Origin of the sequence: Pseudomonas sp. NY15374 (assembly GCF_048068255.1) — a bacterium.
GTDB lineage: Bacteria > Pseudomonadota > Gammaproteobacteria > Pseudomonadales > Pseudomonadaceae > Aquipseudomonas > Aquipseudomonas machongensis.
In genome coordinates, this window is the sequence record NZ_JBLUPZ010000017.1 from 37,744 (window position 1) to 53,473 (window position 15,730).

The window sequence follows — 15,730 nt, forward strand, 5'->3', positions numbered from 1 at the left end:
CCTTTTCTCAGGTTCTTGTTCGCGTGTTCACTTGCCGCTGCCGGCAACGCCTTCGCCACCCTTGGTCAGGTAGTAGGCGCCCAGGATCGGCAGCATGGTCACCAGCATGACCAGCATCGCCACCACATTGGTCACCGGCACATCGCGAGGGCGACCGAGCTGGTTGAGCAGCCAGATCGGCAAGGTGCGTTCATGACCGGCGGTGAAGGTGGTGACGATGATTTCGTCGAACGACAGGGCGAACGCCAGCATGCCGCCAGCCAGCAGCGCCGAGCCGAGGTTGGGCAGGATCACGTAGCGGAAGGTCTGCCAGCCGTCGGCGCCCAGGTCCATCGAGGCTTCGATCAGGCTGTGCGAGGTGCGCCTGAAGCGGGCGATGACGTTGTTGTAGACGATCACCACGCAAAAGGTCGCGTGCCCGACGACGATGGTCATGAAGCCGGGCTCGATGCCCAGGGTCTTGAATGCCGACAGCAGCGCAATGCCGGTGATGATGCCGGGCAAGGCGATCGGCAGGATCAGCATCAGCGAGATGCTTTCCTTGCCGAAGAAGTCACGCCGGTACAACGCAGCCGCCGCCAGCGTGCCCAGCACCATGGCGATCAGCGTGGCCAGGGCGGCGATCTTCACCGACAGGGTCACGGCATCGAGCACGTCCTGGCGTGCGAAGGCCACACTGAACCAGTGCAGGGTGAAACCCTGCGGCGGAAAGCTGAACGCGGCCTCTTCGGTGTTGAAGGCGTACAGGAAGATGATCAGGATCGGGAAGTGCAGGAACACCAGCCCTCCCCAGGCCGCAAGCTTCAGCCCCCAGGACGCTTTTTCAGAGTGCATCGAAGGCCCCCAGGCGTTTGACGATGGACAGGTAGACGGCGATCAGCACGATCGGCACCAGGGTGAAGGCCGCAGCCATGGGCATGTTGCCGATGGCGCCCTGCTGGGCGTAGACCATGCCGCCGATGAAGTAGCCCGGCGGCCCGACCAGCGACGGCACGATGAAGTCGCCGAGGGTGAGGCTGAAGGTGAAGATCGAGCCCGCGGCGATGCCGGGCACCGACAGCGGCAGGATCACCTGCATGAAGGTCTGACGCGGTTGCGCCCCGAGGTCGGCCGAGGCCTGCAGCAGCGACGGCGGCAGGCGCTCCAGCGAGGCCTGGATCGGCAGGATCATGAACGGCAGCCAGATGTAGACGAACACCAGGAAGCGCCCCAGGTTCGAGGTCGACAAGGTGTTGCCGCCCACACCGGGCACGCCCAGCAGCAGGTTCAGCAACGGCTCCAGGCCCAGGTGTTGTACGAACCACATGGCCACCCCGCCCTTGGCCAGCAGCAGGGTCCAGGCATAGGCCTTGACGATGTAGCTGGCCCACATCGGCAGCATCACCGCGATGTAGAAGAACGCCTTGGTCTTGCCGCTGGTGTAGCGCGCCATGTAGTAGGCAATGGGAAACGCCAGCGCAGCACTGGCGATGGACACCGCCACGGCCATCAGCACGGTGCGCTGGATGATGTCGAAGTTGGCCGGGGTGAACAGCGCGGCAAAGTTGGCCCAGGTCAGGCTCGGCGTCACCGTCATGGTGAAGTCGTCGAAGGTGTAGAAGCCCTGCCACAACAACGTCAGCAACGAGCCCAGGTAGATCGCGCCGAACCACAGCAGCGGCGGCACCAGCAGCAGCGACAGGTACAGCGTCGGCTTGCGGTACAGCAGGTTGGACAGCCCGCGCAGGGCGCCGTGGCGGACTACCGGCGCCGTGGCATCGAGGGTCAGGCTCATCTCACACGCCCTCGCTCAGCGCCACCATGGCCTCGCGCGCCCAGCGGGCGGTGACGCGCTGGCCCGGCTGGTGGCTGGCCGGGCCGTCACCCCACTGGCTGTTGGCCTGGCTCAGGCTCAGGTGCTGGCCATTGTCCAGGCGGATCTCATAGCGCGTTGCGGCGCCCTGGTACTGGATATCGTGCAGCAGGCCGCTGACCTCCACGTCGCTGGCTCCCCGTTCGCCCAAGGCGAAGCGAATGTGCTCTGGGCGAATGGAGAACGGCCGGGCATCACCGACCAGTTGGCTGGCGAGTTCGCCACGCAACACGTTGGAGGTGCCGACGAATTCGGCGACAAAGGCGGTGGCCGGTTTCATGTACAGGTTGCGTGGGGTGTCGACCTGCTCGATCCGCCCTTTGTTGAATACCGCGACGCGGTCGGACATCGACAGCGCTTCGCTCTGGTCGTGGGTGACGAAGATGAAGGTAATGCCCAGTTGGCGTTGCAGGCGCTTGAGTTCGCCCTGCATCTGCTCGCGCAGCTTGAGGTCGAGCGCCCCCAGCGGCTCGTCGAGCAGCAGCACCCGCGGACGGTTGACCAGCGCGCGGGCCAGGGCCACACGCTGGCGCTGCCCGCCGGAAAGCTGTACTGGCTTGCGCGTGCCATAACCGCCGAGGGCGACCATCTCCAGCGCCTGCTCGGCACGCTGCAAGCGCTCGGTGCGGGCCACACCCTTGACCTTCAGGCCATAGGCGACGTTGTCCAGCACGTTCATGTGCGGGAACAGCGCGTAGTCCTGGAACACCGTGTTGACGTCACGCTGGTAGGGCGGCAGGCCGGCGGCTTCGAGGCCATGGATGCGGATGGAGCCGGCGCTGGGCTGCTCGAAACCTGCGATCAGGCGCAGGCAGGTGGTCTTGCCCGAGCCCGAGGGGCCGAGCATGGAAAAGAATTCGCCGTCCTGGATGTCGATCGACACCTGGTCGACGGCCTTCACCTCGCCGAACTGACGGGAGACCTGGGTGAACTGGACGGCTGGGGGCATGGTGGAGGCTCCGGGACTGGAAGTTATCGGGGGCGGACCTTCGGGAGTGGCCTTTGTGGAGGTGGCCTTTGTGGGAGCGGCTTTCTGTGGGAGCGGGCTTGCCCGCGAAAAGAACACCGCGGTGAATGGCACCGGCTTTGCCGGTGTTCGCGGGCAAGCCCGCTCCCACAAAGCCCGCTTCCACATGCCGGCTCTCACAACAACCAGGCCTAGCGCCCGCCCATGATCGCGATGTAGTCCTGGGTCCAGCGGCTATAGGGCACGAACTTGCCACCCTCGGCCTGCGGGGTCTTCCAGAAGGCGATCTTGTCGAACTGGTCGAAACCGTTGGTCTTGCAGCCCTCGGCGCCCAGCAATTCGCTGGCCTTGCAGCCCTGCGGCACCGCTGGCAACGAACCGAACCAGGCCGCCACGTCACCCTGCACCTTGTCCTGCAGCGACCAGTCCATCCACTTGTAGGCGCAGTTGGGATGCTTGGCCTCGACATGCAGCATGGTGGTGTCGGCCCACCCGGTGACGCCCTCCTTCGGGAATACCGTGGCGATCGGCTGGCCCTCGGCCTTGAGCGCGTTGGCCTGGTAAGGCCAGGCACTGGACGCGGCGACGCCTTCGTTCTTGAAGTCGCTCATCTGCACCGTGGTGTCGTGCCAGTAACGGTGGATCAAGGCGTGCTGCTTGCGCAGCAGGTCGAGCACGGCGGCGTACTGCTTTTCATCGAGCTGGTACGGATCGCTGATGCCCAGCGCCGGCTGGGTCGCCTTGAGGTAGAGCGCGGCGTCGGCAATGTAGATCGGGCCGTCGTAGGCTTGCACACGGCCCTTGTTCGGCTTGCCATCGGGCAGGTTCTCGGCCTCGAATACGGCTTTCCAGCTATCCGGTGCGGCGGGGAACACCTTGGTGTTGTACATCAGCAGGTTCGGGCCCCACTGGTAGGGCGTGCCGTAGGTCTTGCCATCGACGGTGTACCAGGGCGCGTCGTGCAGGCGCGGGTCGAGGTTCTTCCAGTTGGGGATCAGTTTCGGGTCGATCGGCTGTACACGCTTGCCATAGATCAACCGCAGCGAGGCATCGCCCGAAGCGGTGACCAGGTCGTAGCCACCCTTGGCCATCAGGCTGACCATCTCGTCGGAGGTGGCAGCGGTCTTGACGTTGACCTTGCAACCCGTGTCCTGCTCGAACTTGCTGACCCAGTCATAGGCCTTGTCCGACTCGCCACGTTCGATATAACCCGGCCAGGCGACGATATCGAGCTGGCCCTCGCCCTTGCCGACTTCCTTCAGGGCTTCGGCGGCCTGGAGGCTGCCACTGGCCAGGAGCGCGGTGGCGAGCCCGCTGAGCAACGCTGTCTTGTACATCGTTCATCTCCCAAATTGTTCTTTCTATTGTCGGGGGCAGTATCAAGCGAACAACGTCCCTGGCGGCGCCAGCGGATTCTTGTGTCAGTCGAGCAGCTCGCCGTGACGCGCCATGATGTGGCGCACCACGCTGTAGTCCTGCAGCGAGTCGCTGGACAAGTCCTTGCCGTAGCCGGAGCGCTTGAGCCCACCATGGGGCATCTCGCTGGCCAGCATGAAATGGGTGTTGATCCAGGTGCAGCCGTATTGCAGGCGGTTGGCGATCTGGAAGGCCTTGTCGAGGTTCTGCGTCCACACCGAGGAGGCCAGGCCGTATTCGGAGTCGTTGGCCCAGTCCAGCGCCTGGGACAGGTGTTCGAAGCGGGTCACGGTGACCACCGGCCCGAACACCTCGCGCTGGACGATCTCGTCCTGCTGGCGGCAGCCGGCCAGCAGCGTAGGCTGGTAGTAGAAGCCGGGGCCCGAATGCACTGCGGCACCGGTCACCCGCTCGATGTGCGGCTGGCCCAGGGCACGCTCCACGAAGCTGGCCACGCGGTCGCGCTGGCGGGCGCTGATCAGCGGGCCGATCTCATTGTCGGCGTCTTTCTTGCGGGCGAAGCGGATATTGCCCACCGCGTCGCCCAGTGCGGCCACCAGCCGGTCGTGGATGCCAGCCTGGGCGTAGATGCGGCAGGCGGCGGTGCAGTCTTGCCCGGCGTTGTAGTAACCATGGGTGCGAATGCCCTGCACCACGGCTTCCAGGTCGGCATCGTCGCAGACGATCACCGGGGCCTTGCCGCCGAGTTCCAGGTGGGTGCGCTTGAGCGTGCGCGAAGCGGCCTGGAGGATCTTCTGGCCGGTGACGATATCGCCGGTCAGCGACACCATGCGCACCTTGGGATGGCCGACCAGATGGCTGCCGACCGCCTCGCCGCCACCGCAGACGATGTTCAATACGCCAGGCGGCAGGATATCGACCAGCAGCGGCGCCAGAGCCAGGATCGACAGCGGCGTGTGTTCGGACGGCTTGAACACCACGGTGTTGCCTGCGGCCAGGGCGGGGGCGATCTTCCAGGCGGCCATCATGAGTGGGTAGTTCCATGGCGCGATCGACGCCACCACGCCAACCGGGTCGCGGCGCACCATGCTGGTGTGCCCGGCGACGTACTCGCCAGTGAGCTGGCCCTGCTGACAGCGCACGGCCCCGGCAAAGAAGCGGAACACGTCGGCAGTGGCGGGAATATCATCCTGGCGCGCCAGGTGCAGGGGCTTGCCGCAATTCAGCGCCTCGAGACGGGCAAGCAGGTCAGCATTGGCGTCGATGGCGTCGGCGATGGCGAGCAAGGTGGCAGCGCGTTGTGCAGGGGTCGTGCGCGACCAGCCGGCAAAGGCGCGCTGGGCCGCCTGTACCGCGCGCTCAAGCTGTTCGAGGGAGGCTTCGCCGACACTCAGCACCAACTCGCCGGTCGCCGGGTTGACGATGGGCTCGACCAGCCCTTCCCCGGCAACCAGGTGGCCATCGATCAACTGCGCGCTGTACAGCGGAAGACTGGTGGGCATTTTCGGACTTCTTCTTTTTTTCGTGTCGTCGTGCATGGCGCCTCCGCTGTGGGTCGGGCGCGTTCACTAGAAACGAGACTAGGGCCCGACAGGCAGCTTCACAAATTCTAAATATAGAAAGTCTCGTTCGATTAAAGCGATACCTTGCGCTGGCTGCCCTGCCCCCTGGCCAATGTCAGGAATGGGTCCACCAGCGGCGTGCGCGCCGTGCCCCGGCGCCAGGCCAGGCCCACGTCGAGCGTCTCGTTGAGGTCGGCCAGCGGGCGGGCTTCGATGATGTCGCCTTCCAGCGACCACGGGCGGTAGGTCATGTCGGCCTGGATCGACAGCCCAAGCCCCGCCGCCACCAGGCTACGCACCGCTTCCACCGACGCGGTGCGCAAGGTGACCTTGGGCGTAAGCCCGGCACGGCTCCAGATGCGCTGGGTGTGCAGGCCCATTTCATCGGCGTTGAGCTGGATCAGCGGCTCGCCCGCGACATCGGCCAGGCTGATGCTGTCGCGCTCGAGCAGCGGATGGCGCGGCGGCAGCCACAGGCGGTGTGGCGAGTGGGTGAGCACTTCGGTCTGCAGGGCGTGGCGATCTTCGAGATTGGACAGGATCAGCACGCCGACATCGATCTCGCCGGCCACCAGCAAATGCTCGATGTAGGGACGCTCGTCCTCCACCACGCGGGTTTGGACGTTGGGATAGGCGTGCTGGAAGCGGGTGATCAGGTCGGCCAGGTAATAGCCGGCGACCAGGCTGGTGACGCCGATGGTGAGCAGGCCATCGACCTGGTCGGTGCTCTGCTGCAGGCTGCGCTTGGCGTTTTCCACGGTGGCCAGGATCAGGTGCGCCTGGCGCAGGAACTGGTGGCCCTGGTGGGTCAGGCTCATGCCTTTGGCGTGGCGGGTGAACAGGGTCACGCCGATCTCGTCTTCCAGTTGCTGGATCGCCTGGGTGAGGGTCGACTGGGAGATGAACACCGCCTGCGCGGCGGCGGAGATCGAGCCGGTTTCGGCGACGGCGATGAAGTGGCGGATCTGGCGCAGGGTCATCATGCGGAAAAACACCTGTTGTTTTTTCCGCAGTATGGTTTATCGAATGGGTGATTGAGCGTTCTTTTTTATCGAACAGGGTTGAGGGCAGTGTTGGCCTTTTCGCGAGTAAACCCGCTCCCACAGCAATCCCTGCAGGAGCGGGTTTACCCGCGAAAAGGTCGGGCCTGGGGGAACTACCCGGCAGTCTTGAAGAAGCCCATCCGGCTGCCCAGTGCATCCGCCAGCTCCAGCAACTCCTGGCTGTCTCCGGCCAGGCGCGTGGAACCTGCGTGGGCATCACGCGAGGAGGCGTGGATGCGATTGATGTCCTGGCTGAGCATGCTCGCCGCCACATCCTGCTGCGACGAAGCCGCGGCGATCTGGTTGTTCATCTGGCTGATCGCTGCCACCTCGCGACGGATCTCGTTCAGCGAACGCTGTGCGACCTGGGTACGCTCCACCGTGCCCTGCGCCAGCTCGCGGCTGTCGCCGACGATCTGCGCAGTCTTGCCGGCCCCCTCTTGCAGCTTGCCGATCATGCCGCGGATCTCGCGAGTCGACTCCTGGGTGCGGTTGGCCAGCGAGCGCACCTCGTCGGCGACCACCGCGAAGCCCCGGCCGAACTCGCCGGCACGCGCCGCCTCGATCGCGGCATTGAGCGCCAGCAGGTTGGTGCGCTCGGCGATGGAGTTGATGACCTCGATGATGCTCTCGATGGCCTGGCTGTCAGAGGCGACCTGCAACACCGCCTCGGTGGCCGACTCCAGCACCTGGGCCAGCTCGTGCATGGAGCTGGCGGTACCTTCGACCACGGTCTTGCCAGCATCCACTTCCTGGTCGGCCGCCTCGGAGGCCCGCGCTGCCGCGGCGGCGTAACCGGCGATCTCGTTGATCGCGGCCACCAGCTGCGAAACGGCGCTGGCCATATGCTGAGTGTCGTCGCTCTGCTGCTGCATGCGCCCCTGGTTGGCGGCGGCGCCCTGACTCATGCGGCTGGACGAGGCGACCAGGTCGGTCGCCACCTGGTTGACCTGGGCGATGATCTCGGTGAGGTGACGGTTGGTGGTGCCCAGCGCGCCCATCACGCTGTCCGGATGCTGGCTGCGTACGCTCTGGTCGATCTCGCCACGGGCCAGGCCACGCAGCAGTTGTGCCACTTCCTCGGGCTCGGCGCCCAGGGTCGAGCGAATGCTGCGGATGATCAGCAGCGAGGCGCCGACGCTGAGCAGCGCAGCCAGGGCCGCGGCCCAGAGCATCAAACCGGCAAAGCCCGAAGCGCTGTCACGCACGATGCCGATGTCACGCACCACATCCTTCTCCTGCAGGTCGATGAAGGCGTTGATACTGCGCAGCCATTCCTTGTACGCCGGCGCGACCTGGGCCAGCAACAGCGCCTGAGCCTGCTCGAAGTCGCCCTTGTGGCGCAGCTCCAGCAACTGTGCGGTGGCGGCCTGGGCGGTACGCTCGATACCCTGGATCTGCTGCTGCAGGCGTTGCTCGTCAGCACCAGCCTTGGGCCCGCCGAGCATCTTGGCCAGCGGCACCGCGGAGGTCTGGTAGAAGTCGTCCAGGCGCTTGATGTCCTGGAGGAAGCCAGAAAGCTGGCCGTCATCGTGGGTCAGCACGGCATCGCGGATGGCGATGGCGCGGTCATGCACGCTGCCGCGCAGGTTGATCGCATAGCGCTGCTTGACCGTGGTGTTGCCGCTGACCTCGGTGAGCAGCGCGTCGATCCCGCCCACCCGGTGCACGCCGATGGCGGTGATGACCAGCATCAACCCAACGACCAATGCAAACCCCAGCGCCAACCTCATGGTGATGCTGATTCCTCTGAACATGGTGTCCTCCCCCGAGTGCATAAAAGCTTTTTGCCATCATTTTTTGCATGCTTTATACCCAGAGAATGTGAAGCCTTCTAATCGCGTTGATTGATAACGACCATGAAATTAAATCATCAGGTCGGCTGCGTGACTGGCACGGGGAGTGGTCGGTTCAGCAGAAGCCCGACCACCACGGCGAACACCAGCGCCGCCACCCCGGCACTCGTCAGCACCGCTTCGAAACCGCCGACGAAGGCTTGGCGTGCCAGCGGCGCGAGGGTGTCGCGCAGACTCGGATCGACCACCGCCAGCGCCGCCGGCAGATCGCCCGCCGCGACCCGGGTCGCCATGTCGCCGACCTTGTCCAGTTGCCCCGGCGCCACGCCCGCCACCGCCTCACGCAACAACTGCCCGCTGCGGCTGGCCAGAATCCCGCCCAGCACACCGATGGCCAGCACGATCGCGCCGAAGCGGGTGGTGGTGCTCAAGCCCGAGGCCATGCCGGTGCGCTCACGCGGTACGCAGGCCATGATGTTCTTCTGCGTATCGCCGTTGAGCAGCCCGGCCCCGGCGCCAAGCACCAGGCTGGCCAGGGCGAAGCGGGTATAACCGCCGTACGCGGCTGCGGCCGAGCACAAGAGGTTGCCCAGCCCCACCAGCAGCAAGCCCAGGGCGAACACGCGCGCCGAGCCGAGCCGTGCCGACAGGCGCATGCCCAGGCGGGGTGTCAGCAGCATCGCCAGGGCGAACGGCAGCATGCCTGCACCTGCGGCCAGCGCTGGCAGTTGCAGGCCGTTCTGCAGGTACAGCGGCAGCAGGGTCATCATCACCTGGGCGCAGGCGGCGTAGGCGAACATGCCGAGCAGAGCGCCGATGAAGCGCCCGCTGCGCATCAGTTGCAGATCGATCATCGGCCGCGACTGGTTGCGCTCGACCAACACGAAGAGGAAGAACAGGAACGCCGCGATCACCAGACGCCCGAGGGTGGGGGCGCTGTCCCAGCCGACGCGGTTGGCATCGATCAGCGCCCAGATCAGGTAGCCCAGCGCACCTGCGAAGGTCAGGCTGCCGAACGGATCCAGGCGCGCGGCAGCGCTGTCGCGCGATTCCTCGATGCTGCGCCGGACCATGATCGACAGCACCCCCACCAGCGGCAGGTTGATGTAGAAGATCCAGCGCCAGCCCAAGGTGCTGGCGATCAGGCCGCCAAGCAGCGGTGCGAAGGTGATGGTCGCGCCCATGCACGCGCCCCAGAACGCCCAGGCGCGCAGGCGCTCCTCGGGTTCGTGGAAGCGGTGACCGATGGCCGCCAGCGCGGCGGTGAGCAGCAGCGCCGCACCAAGGCCCTTGGCGGCCCGGGCCAGGTCGAGGAACATCAGTGTCGGCGCGGCGCCGCAGGCCAGCGAGGCCAGGCCGAACAGGCCCAGCCCCAGTTGCAGCATGCGCCGTCGGCCGAAACGATCGGCCAGGCTGCCGGCCGGGAGTAGGGCTGCGGCGAAGGCCAGCAGGTAGGCGCTGACCACCCATTCGATGTCGGCGAACGAGCCGGACAGGTCACGGGCGATGCTGGGCAGGCTGACCGCGACGATGTTGGTGTCGAGGATGATCAGGGCGCACACCGCCGAGGCGGTGAACAGGGTGAAGCGGGCGGATGACATGGTGAGGCTCCCGAAGGGGGGGTGATCTTCAGGGCCTCATCGCGGGACAAGCCCGCTCCCACAGAGGTAGTACAACATGTAGGAGCAACTGTCTTGTTCAAAATCTAAAGGCCAGCCCAATCCCTGTGGGAGCGGGCTTGTCCCGCGATGAGGCCGGAACAGCCACCACAAGCCTGTCGGCCAAAATCGCTTCGCCGCAGGCTTTGCAGTGTTGCGACCACCCTACCCTCCCAGCGCCCCGGCCTTGTTAGCCAGGGGCCGCGTTGTCATTAGCCTGTAGCTAACGCAGCACCACCGGCCTCCCGTCGTTCACGGCGCAACTCGCTGCCCAGCTCCCGCGCCAACGCCACAAAATTCACCGCCTGCGGCGACGGGTTGTCCTGCCGGCACAGCAAGGTAATAGGCGCCGCCAGCCGTGGCCGGGCGTCGCGAATTGGCCGATAGGCCACGCTGTGCTCGTGAAAGCCGCGCATCGAGGTCGGCACCACCGACACCCCGGCACCTGCGGCCACCAGGCTGACGTTGGTCAGCATGCGCTCGACCTCGAACGCCACCTTCGGCTCGAACCCGGCATTGCGACACGCCTGCAGCAAATTGGCGTACATCCCCGGCGCCCCCGGGCGACGCACCAGGATGAACGGCTCGTCGGCCAGGTCCTTGAGGGCAATGGCCGCACCGCTGTCGAGCAGGCGATGGCCAACCGGCAGGGTCAGCACCAGTTCTTCGTTGAGCAACCGGTGATAGGCGATGCCGCGTGGACGATCGACCGGCGCGCGAAGGATGCCGATATCGACACTGTCGTCGCTCACCTCGTCGGTCAGCTCGCGGGCGTTGCCTTCGTGCAAGGCGATATCGACGTCCGGGTACAGGTCGCGGTAGCGCCGGATGATGCGGGGGATCAATGGATGGGACGCCGCCGAGCTGGTGAAGCCGACCTTGAGGTTGCCCTCTATGCCCTTGGCCGTGCGCGCCGCCTTCTGCGCACCGTTCTCGACCCGTTGCAGGATGTCCAGTGCCTCTTGAAGGAACACCTCGCCGCCAGCGGTAAGGTCGACACCCTTGGCATGGCGGATGAACAGGTCGAAGCCCAGTTCCTGTTCCAGTGCGCGGATCTGCTGGCTGAGTGGCGGTTGCTGCATGTTCAGCCGCGCGGCGGCACGGGTGAAGTGCTTTTCCTGGGCGACCATGACGAAGTAACGAAGGTGACGAAGTTCCATGCAGGCTCCGGGGACGGGTGGCGAGGAGCATTGTGGCGCATGCGCAGTCCTCGCACCATTCACGCTAGAATCGGCAAACCGGAAAACAACAAAAAATCCCGATGATCCGTAATCGCTCTCGCTCAGACCTTGCCCTGCTCCTGCTCGCCCTGCTGGCCGGTGCGCTGCTGGGCGTCTGGCAGCCAGACCTGGCGGTGCAGATGAAGCCGCTCAGTGACCTGTTCATTTCCATCATCGGCGTCTGTGCCCCGGTGGTGATGTTCATCCTGGTCTGCTCCAGCATCGCCGCCCTGAGCGACTACCGCGCCACCGCCCGCCTCGGCCTCAAGGCCATGGCCTATTGGCAACCGATGTCGTTGCTGTCGCTGCTGATCGGCCTGGTGGTGGCTCTGCTGTTGCGCCCTGGGGCGGGGTTGGAAAGCTCCAGCCATGTGTGGTCAGTGCCGCTGCTGGCCGGCGACGGTCCGATGCTTTCGCGCCTGCCGACCCTGCTGCTCGACTCGCTGGAAGAAAGCCCGATCCTCAAGGTGCTGCTGGTCGCGCTGGTGTGTGGCCTGCTGCTGGGGCGCAGCGGCGAAACCGGCCGACGCCTGACCCGCCAGCTCGACCGGACCATGGCCTGGATGTTCCGCATCATGCGCCTGATCGTCAGCTTCGCGCCGCTGGCCGCGTTTGGTGCCATCGCCTTCATCATCGGCAAGTACGGCCTGGACGCCGCCATTCCTCTGGCCAAGTTCGTCGTTGCTGCCTACGCCGCGTGCCTGGCCTACCTGTTGCTGGTGCCGCTGCTGGTGATGCGTCTGCTCGGCTGTCGCCTGGCGCGGCTGGTGGGCTACATCAAGGAAGAATTGCTGCTGGTGATCTCGACCGGTTCGTCGGTGGCCGCCCTGCCGCGCCTGGTGGAAAAGCTCGAAGCGGCGGGTTGCGACAGCCAGACCCTGCGCCTGACCCTCACTGCCGGCTACAGCTTCAACCTCAATGGCTCGAGCCTGTACCTGATCGTCGCGGTGCTGTTTCTCGCACAGCTTGGGCATATCGACCTGACTCCCTCGCTGCTGGCGACCATCGTGCTGGTCAGCCTGTTCACCTCGCTCGGCTCGACCAGCGTGGCCGGCTCGGCCTTCGTCACCCTGGCGGCGACCTTGAGCGTGCTGGACATCGTGCCGCTGGAGAGCATCGGTTTGCTGATTGGCGTGGAGCGGCTGATGAAATGCCGGTCGGTGACCAATGTGGTGGGCAATTGCGTGGCGTGCCTGGCGATTGCCTGGTGGCACGGGAAAGTGGATCGAGGGCGGTTGCGCGAGGTGTTGGGTTAGTCGCTACTAAGCCTGGCCCCGCCCACGAAAATCACTGGCCAGTCATATCAACCGCACTCTGTGTTGCAGTAACTCCCGAGCGCTCTACATTGATCAGTAGCTTTTCCACTGCTGCTTGACCTGGGAGCGTCGCTGGATAGCCCCTCCCTTACCGAGCGAGCGGTAAAAATGACCGTCTTGGCTTTTGCTAATCCCTCTACCGTGATAACCACTCACAGTGAGCTTGGAGTACCCTTTACCGCGCATCTCGTTGCTCAGCGACTCAGCAGGTGGGTAGATCTTTCCTGGCTTGCCGGGCCCTCCCGCACTCTCATCATGTTTCGGCTGACGCGCCTGCTCCAAACTATCCTTTTCAAATGACGAAGGCTCAATCACATCTGCACTATTACAAGGCACTAGACGGATATCTTCATAGTCCAAGTTCAATCCGCCCCCGGAAAACTCCTGAGCCAGTCTCTTCATGGACATGCCTTTGTTGTTTTCGCCATTTGAAGCAGCGTAAACACGACTGATACCCGGCCCGCCATGTCCCACGACATATAACTTTGTACGTACAGGGTCCAGTTCGCTAAATAATTTCGATCCGCGGTCGGCCATCAGGTATTTTATTGCTTCCCATTGCCCGTTCCGAGCGATGATATTCCGACTGTATAGATCAAAATACTGACGTTCTTTAGCGGTCAACGAACGCTTGCTCTTTAACCGTTCGATCTGTCCCTGAGTTCTTTCATTGAGTTCCTCAAGCTGCTGGGCTTCATTTTTCAGCAATTTTTTGAAGATCTCGCGTTCTTGGTCATTCTCGAATGCCATTGATCGAATGCTCTTTCCCAGCTGTATGCGTTTGGCATTCTCAACGGCCACAATTTTCGCTGCATCTCCGCGCGAAAAAGGCGTGTAAATGTATCCTGTCCTCCCCTCTCGCCCCTCCGGGTCATGCAGCGTGATCGGGTTATTCCCGACCATCCGGTACAGATTCAAACCATCCACCGCTTTCCCGTCATCATCCAGCGTATCGGCACTCAACCAACGTCCCGCCCAAGGCAGGTAATAGCGACTTCCGTAATAATACAAGCCCGTCGCATCCCGCTCCTTTCCCGAATAACGGATCGTCTTCAAACCCGCCTCGAGCCGGCTGCGCGCCGCCCAAACCGCCGTGCCGCCATAGGGGTAGTACTCCTCCTGGCTGATCACGCCACCTCGCCCATCCACTTCCAGGCCGCTGCTACCGATCAGGTCGTGGTAGCTGTAACGCAGTTGATCATTCTCGATCTCAGCTGGCTTGCCGCTCGACCAGTGCAATACCCGCACCTCGGCACCGCCACCAGCGGCCACAGTGATCACCTGCAGTTGCTCGACCTCCGCCTGGGCAACCGACTTGCTGCGCAACTCAAGGCCATCCAGATACACCACTCGCTCTGCGCGCGCGGTTGCACAGGCCTGCTGTGTGACTTTCAACAGGCGCATGCCATTCGCCGCATAGCGGTACCACTCGCAATCATCCGCGCCTTCGTCACGCTGAATCGGCGAAACCCGAGACAGCTCACCGCGCGCAGTCCACTGTAACGGTTGGCCGGGAAGCAGCGCACACGGGTGGCCGCCAGCGTCGAACAGTGCATCCACCTCGCCGGGCAGCAGTCCTGGCTGAGCCAGCACTGCGCGGTTACTTCGGTCGGAAACGGTAAGTTGCACACTGTAGCCATTGCCGGAGGCAGGCGCGCGATGGTGCATATGCGTCAGGTTGTTGCCGCTGTCGTAGCGGTAATCACGGGTGTAGCGGCTGTAGACCCTCGCATCGACCGGTACGGCAGGTTCGGGCAGCCGAGTGCCGTGCCGAGCAGCACCTGCCATTTCCCGGCCACTGGCCTCGACCAATTGATACAGGCTGTCGTAGACGTAGGTGCCCTCGGCCATGACTTTCTGGTTGCGCCAGTAGCGTGCGGCCTCGGCCTCGTTGCGCACACGCAGCACATTGCCCACTGGGTCATGGCTGTAACGCAGGTGCTGCAGGGTACGAGCACCGGAAGGAGAAGTGGCCGGACGCTGCACCAGAATCCCCGTCAGGCGCAGGCTGCGGGGATCGAATGTGAACCTGGTGCTGATGCCGTTGCCATGCGCTTCATGCAGCTTGTGTCCGCCAGCCGAGTAGTGCAACGCCGCGACAATCGGCTGCTCAGGTCTGCCTTGCAGCGTGAGCCAGCTGCCCAGTAAATGCCCGGCCAAGTCATACGCCAGGCGCTGCCTGTGGCCGCAGGCATCTGTCGCACTCACGGGAAGGCCTGTCGCGTCCCGCGTCGTGTGGCTGACATAAGCCTGGCCCGGCGGCGCCAGCAGCACCTCCCACACCGAGGCGTCTTCGCCCTGCCAGTCGGCCTGTGCGTTTGCATCATCCGCGAATGCCAGCAAGCGTCGACGAGAAACCAGGGGGTCGCCGGTCAACGCGACCTCGTCCAACTGCAACAATCCAGCCGGGTCGTAGTGACGGTTGCATAGCCCCGCCAGGTTGCGGTCTCTACTTTCCTGGGTTGGCTCTGCATAAGTCAGCCGTTCGCTGCAACGCACGGCCCCCGCAATGATCTGCTCGGTGACGCCCAGCAGACGGCCGGGCAGATTCACAGGCTCGTAATGAAAGCGGTCCACCACCGCCTCGCCAACACCTTCGTCACCCCGCTCGCCCAGCCGGATCCGGCTCAGCGCCAACAGCGGTCGGCCTTGCACATCACTCAGGTGCAGGCAAATACCGGCGTCGGCACTCTGGGTGCGCACAGTGACACCGCCCAACGAGCACTGCCACGCGAAGTTCACCCGCCCCGTGGCATGCAGGCGCGGATCACGACTTTCGCTGATACGGCTGACGGCATCATGCCTGTGACGGGTGATACGCCAGGCCAAGGCCTGCGCCAGCGTCGGATGGCGATAGCCAGCGATATCGCGTACATCCAAACCGCGACTATCGATCACCCGGCCCCCAGGAGTACCTGCGTGCACCACTGGCGCATCCA

The 15,730-nt window shown here is 64.4% G+C and carries 11 protein-coding genes and 1 pseudogene; 1 reads left to right on the top strand and 11 read right to left on the bottom strand.

Going from position 1 to position 15,730, the window contains the following annotated elements; translation table 11 throughout:
- Positions 1-27: 27 nt before the first annotated feature.
- From ACNFHO_RS25910 to ACNFHO_RS25955, 10 genes and pseudogenes are all read right to left on the bottom strand, one after another.
- Positions 28-834, bottom strand: coding sequence for an ABC transporter permease (locus ACNFHO_RS25910; protein WP_063546171.1), 807 nt, complete (start codon positions 832-834; stop codon positions 28-30).
- The gene (locus tag ACNFHO_RS25915; protein ID WP_054895266.1) at positions 824-1,774 is read right to left on the bottom strand and encodes an ABC transporter permease; all 951 of its coding nucleotides are present in this window, start codon (positions 1,772-1,774) and stop codon (positions 824-826) included. Before ACNFHO_RS25915 ends, ACNFHO_RS25910 begins: the two co-directional genes overlap by 11 nt.
- 1 nt (position 1,775) lies before the next feature.
- Positions 1,776-2,801: an ABC transporter ATP-binding protein gene (locus ACNFHO_RS25920; protein WP_112899210.1), complete on the bottom strand. Its 1,026-nt coding sequence runs from the start codon at positions 2,799-2,801 to the stop codon at positions 1,776-1,778.
- A gap of 209 nt (positions 2,802-3,010) precedes the next feature.
- Entirely contained in the window at positions 3,011-4,156 is a 1,146-nt protein-coding gene (gene ydcS / locus ACNFHO_RS25925) for a putative ABC transporter substrate-binding protein YdcS (RefSeq protein WP_054895268.1), read from the bottom strand.
- An 84-nt stretch (positions 4,157-4,240) separates the two neighbouring features.
- Positions 4,241-5,698 carry a gamma-aminobutyraldehyde dehydrogenase gene (locus ACNFHO_RS25930; protein WP_323453056.1) on the bottom strand — a complete coding sequence of 486 codons (1,458 nt, stop codon included), beginning with the start codon at positions 5,696-5,698 and terminating at the stop codon, positions 4,241-4,243.
- A gap of 131 nt (positions 5,699-5,829) precedes the next feature.
- Entirely contained in the window at positions 5,830-6,741 is a 912-nt protein-coding gene (locus ACNFHO_RS25935; RefSeq protein ID WP_054895270.1) for a LysR family transcriptional regulator, read from the bottom strand.
- A gap of 173 nt (positions 6,742-6,914) precedes the next feature.
- On the bottom strand, positions 6,915-7,976 hold the full coding sequence (locus ACNFHO_RS25940; RefSeq protein ID WP_371105665.1) for a methyl-accepting chemotaxis protein: 1,062 nt from the start codon (positions 7,974-7,976) through the stop codon (positions 6,915-6,917).
- A 66-nt stretch (positions 7,977-8,042) separates the two neighbouring features.
- Positions 8,043-8,579, bottom strand: a pseudogene (locus tag ACNFHO_RS25945) (MCP four helix bundle domain-containing protein); the annotation flags it as partial.
- A 95-nt stretch (positions 8,580-8,674) separates the two neighbouring features.
- Positions 8,675-10,198: an MFS transporter gene (locus tag ACNFHO_RS25950; RefSeq protein ID WP_112899212.1), complete on the bottom strand. Its 1,524-nt coding sequence runs from the start codon at positions 10,196-10,198 to the stop codon at positions 8,675-8,677.
- Positions 10,199-10,467: 269 nt separating this feature from the next.
- Entirely contained in the window at positions 10,468-11,415 is a 948-nt protein-coding gene (locus tag ACNFHO_RS25955) for a LysR substrate-binding domain-containing protein (protein ID WP_063546177.1), read from the bottom strand.
- Positions 11,416-11,516: 101 nt separating this feature from the next.
- On the opposite strand from ACNFHO_RS25955, the gene ACNFHO_RS25960 reads away from it, so the two are divergent.
- Entirely contained in the window at positions 11,517-12,731 is a 1,215-nt protein-coding gene (locus tag ACNFHO_RS25960) for a cation:dicarboxylate symporter family transporter (protein ID WP_416767814.1), read from the top strand.
- A gap of 93 nt (positions 12,732-12,824) precedes the next feature.
- On the opposite strand, the gene ACNFHO_RS25965 is transcribed toward ACNFHO_RS25960, so the two are convergent.
- On the bottom strand, positions 12,825-15,689 hold the full coding sequence (locus tag ACNFHO_RS25965) for an RHS repeat-associated core domain-containing protein (protein ID WP_416767815.1): 2,865 nt from the start codon (positions 15,687-15,689) through the stop codon (positions 12,825-12,827).
- Between the last annotated feature and the right edge of the window lie 41 nt (positions 15,690-15,730).

What these genes read in the sequence shown, in the direction of transcription:
- ydcS (WP_054895268.1), bottom strand. Translation starts at nt 4,156, where the DNA reads ATGTACAAGACAGCGTTGCTCAGCGGGCTCGCCACCGCGCTCCTGGCC.
- ACNFHO_RS25920 (WP_112899210.1), bottom strand. Translation starts at nt 2,801, where the DNA reads ATGCCCCCAGCCGTCCAGTTCACCCAGGTCTCCCGTCAGTTCGGCGAG.
- ACNFHO_RS25950 (WP_112899212.1), bottom strand. Translation starts at nt 10,198, where the DNA reads ATGTCATCCGCCCGCTTCACCCTGTTCACCGCCTCGGCGGTGTGCGCC.
- ACNFHO_RS25930 (WP_323453056.1), bottom strand. Translation starts at nt 5,698, where the DNA reads ATGCCCACCAGTCTTCCGCTGTACAGCGCGCAGTTGATCGATGGCCAC.
- ACNFHO_RS25935 (WP_054895270.1), bottom strand. Translation starts at nt 6,741, where the DNA reads ATGATGACCCTGCGCCAGATCCGCCACTTCATCGCCGTCGCCGAAACC.
- ACNFHO_RS25915 (WP_054895266.1), bottom strand. Translation starts at nt 1,774, where the DNA reads ATGAGCCTGACCCTCGATGCCACGGCGCCGGTAGTCCGCCACGGCGCC.
- ACNFHO_RS25955 (WP_063546177.1), bottom strand. Translation starts at nt 11,415, where the DNA reads ATGGAACTTCGTCACCTTCGTTACTTCGTCATGGTCGCCCAGGAAAAG.
- ACNFHO_RS25960 (WP_416767814.1), top strand. Translation starts at nt 11,517, where the DNA reads ATGATCCGTAATCGCTCTCGCTCAGACCTTGCCCTGCTCCTGCTCGCC.
- ACNFHO_RS25910 (WP_063546171.1), bottom strand. Translation starts at nt 834, where the DNA reads ATGCACTCTGAAAAAGCGTCCTGGGGGCTGAAGCTTGCGGCCTGGGGA.
- ACNFHO_RS25940 (WP_371105665.1), bottom strand. Translation starts at nt 7,976, where the DNA reads ATGCTCTGGGCCGCGGCCCTGGCTGCGCTGCTCAGCGTCGGCGCCTCG.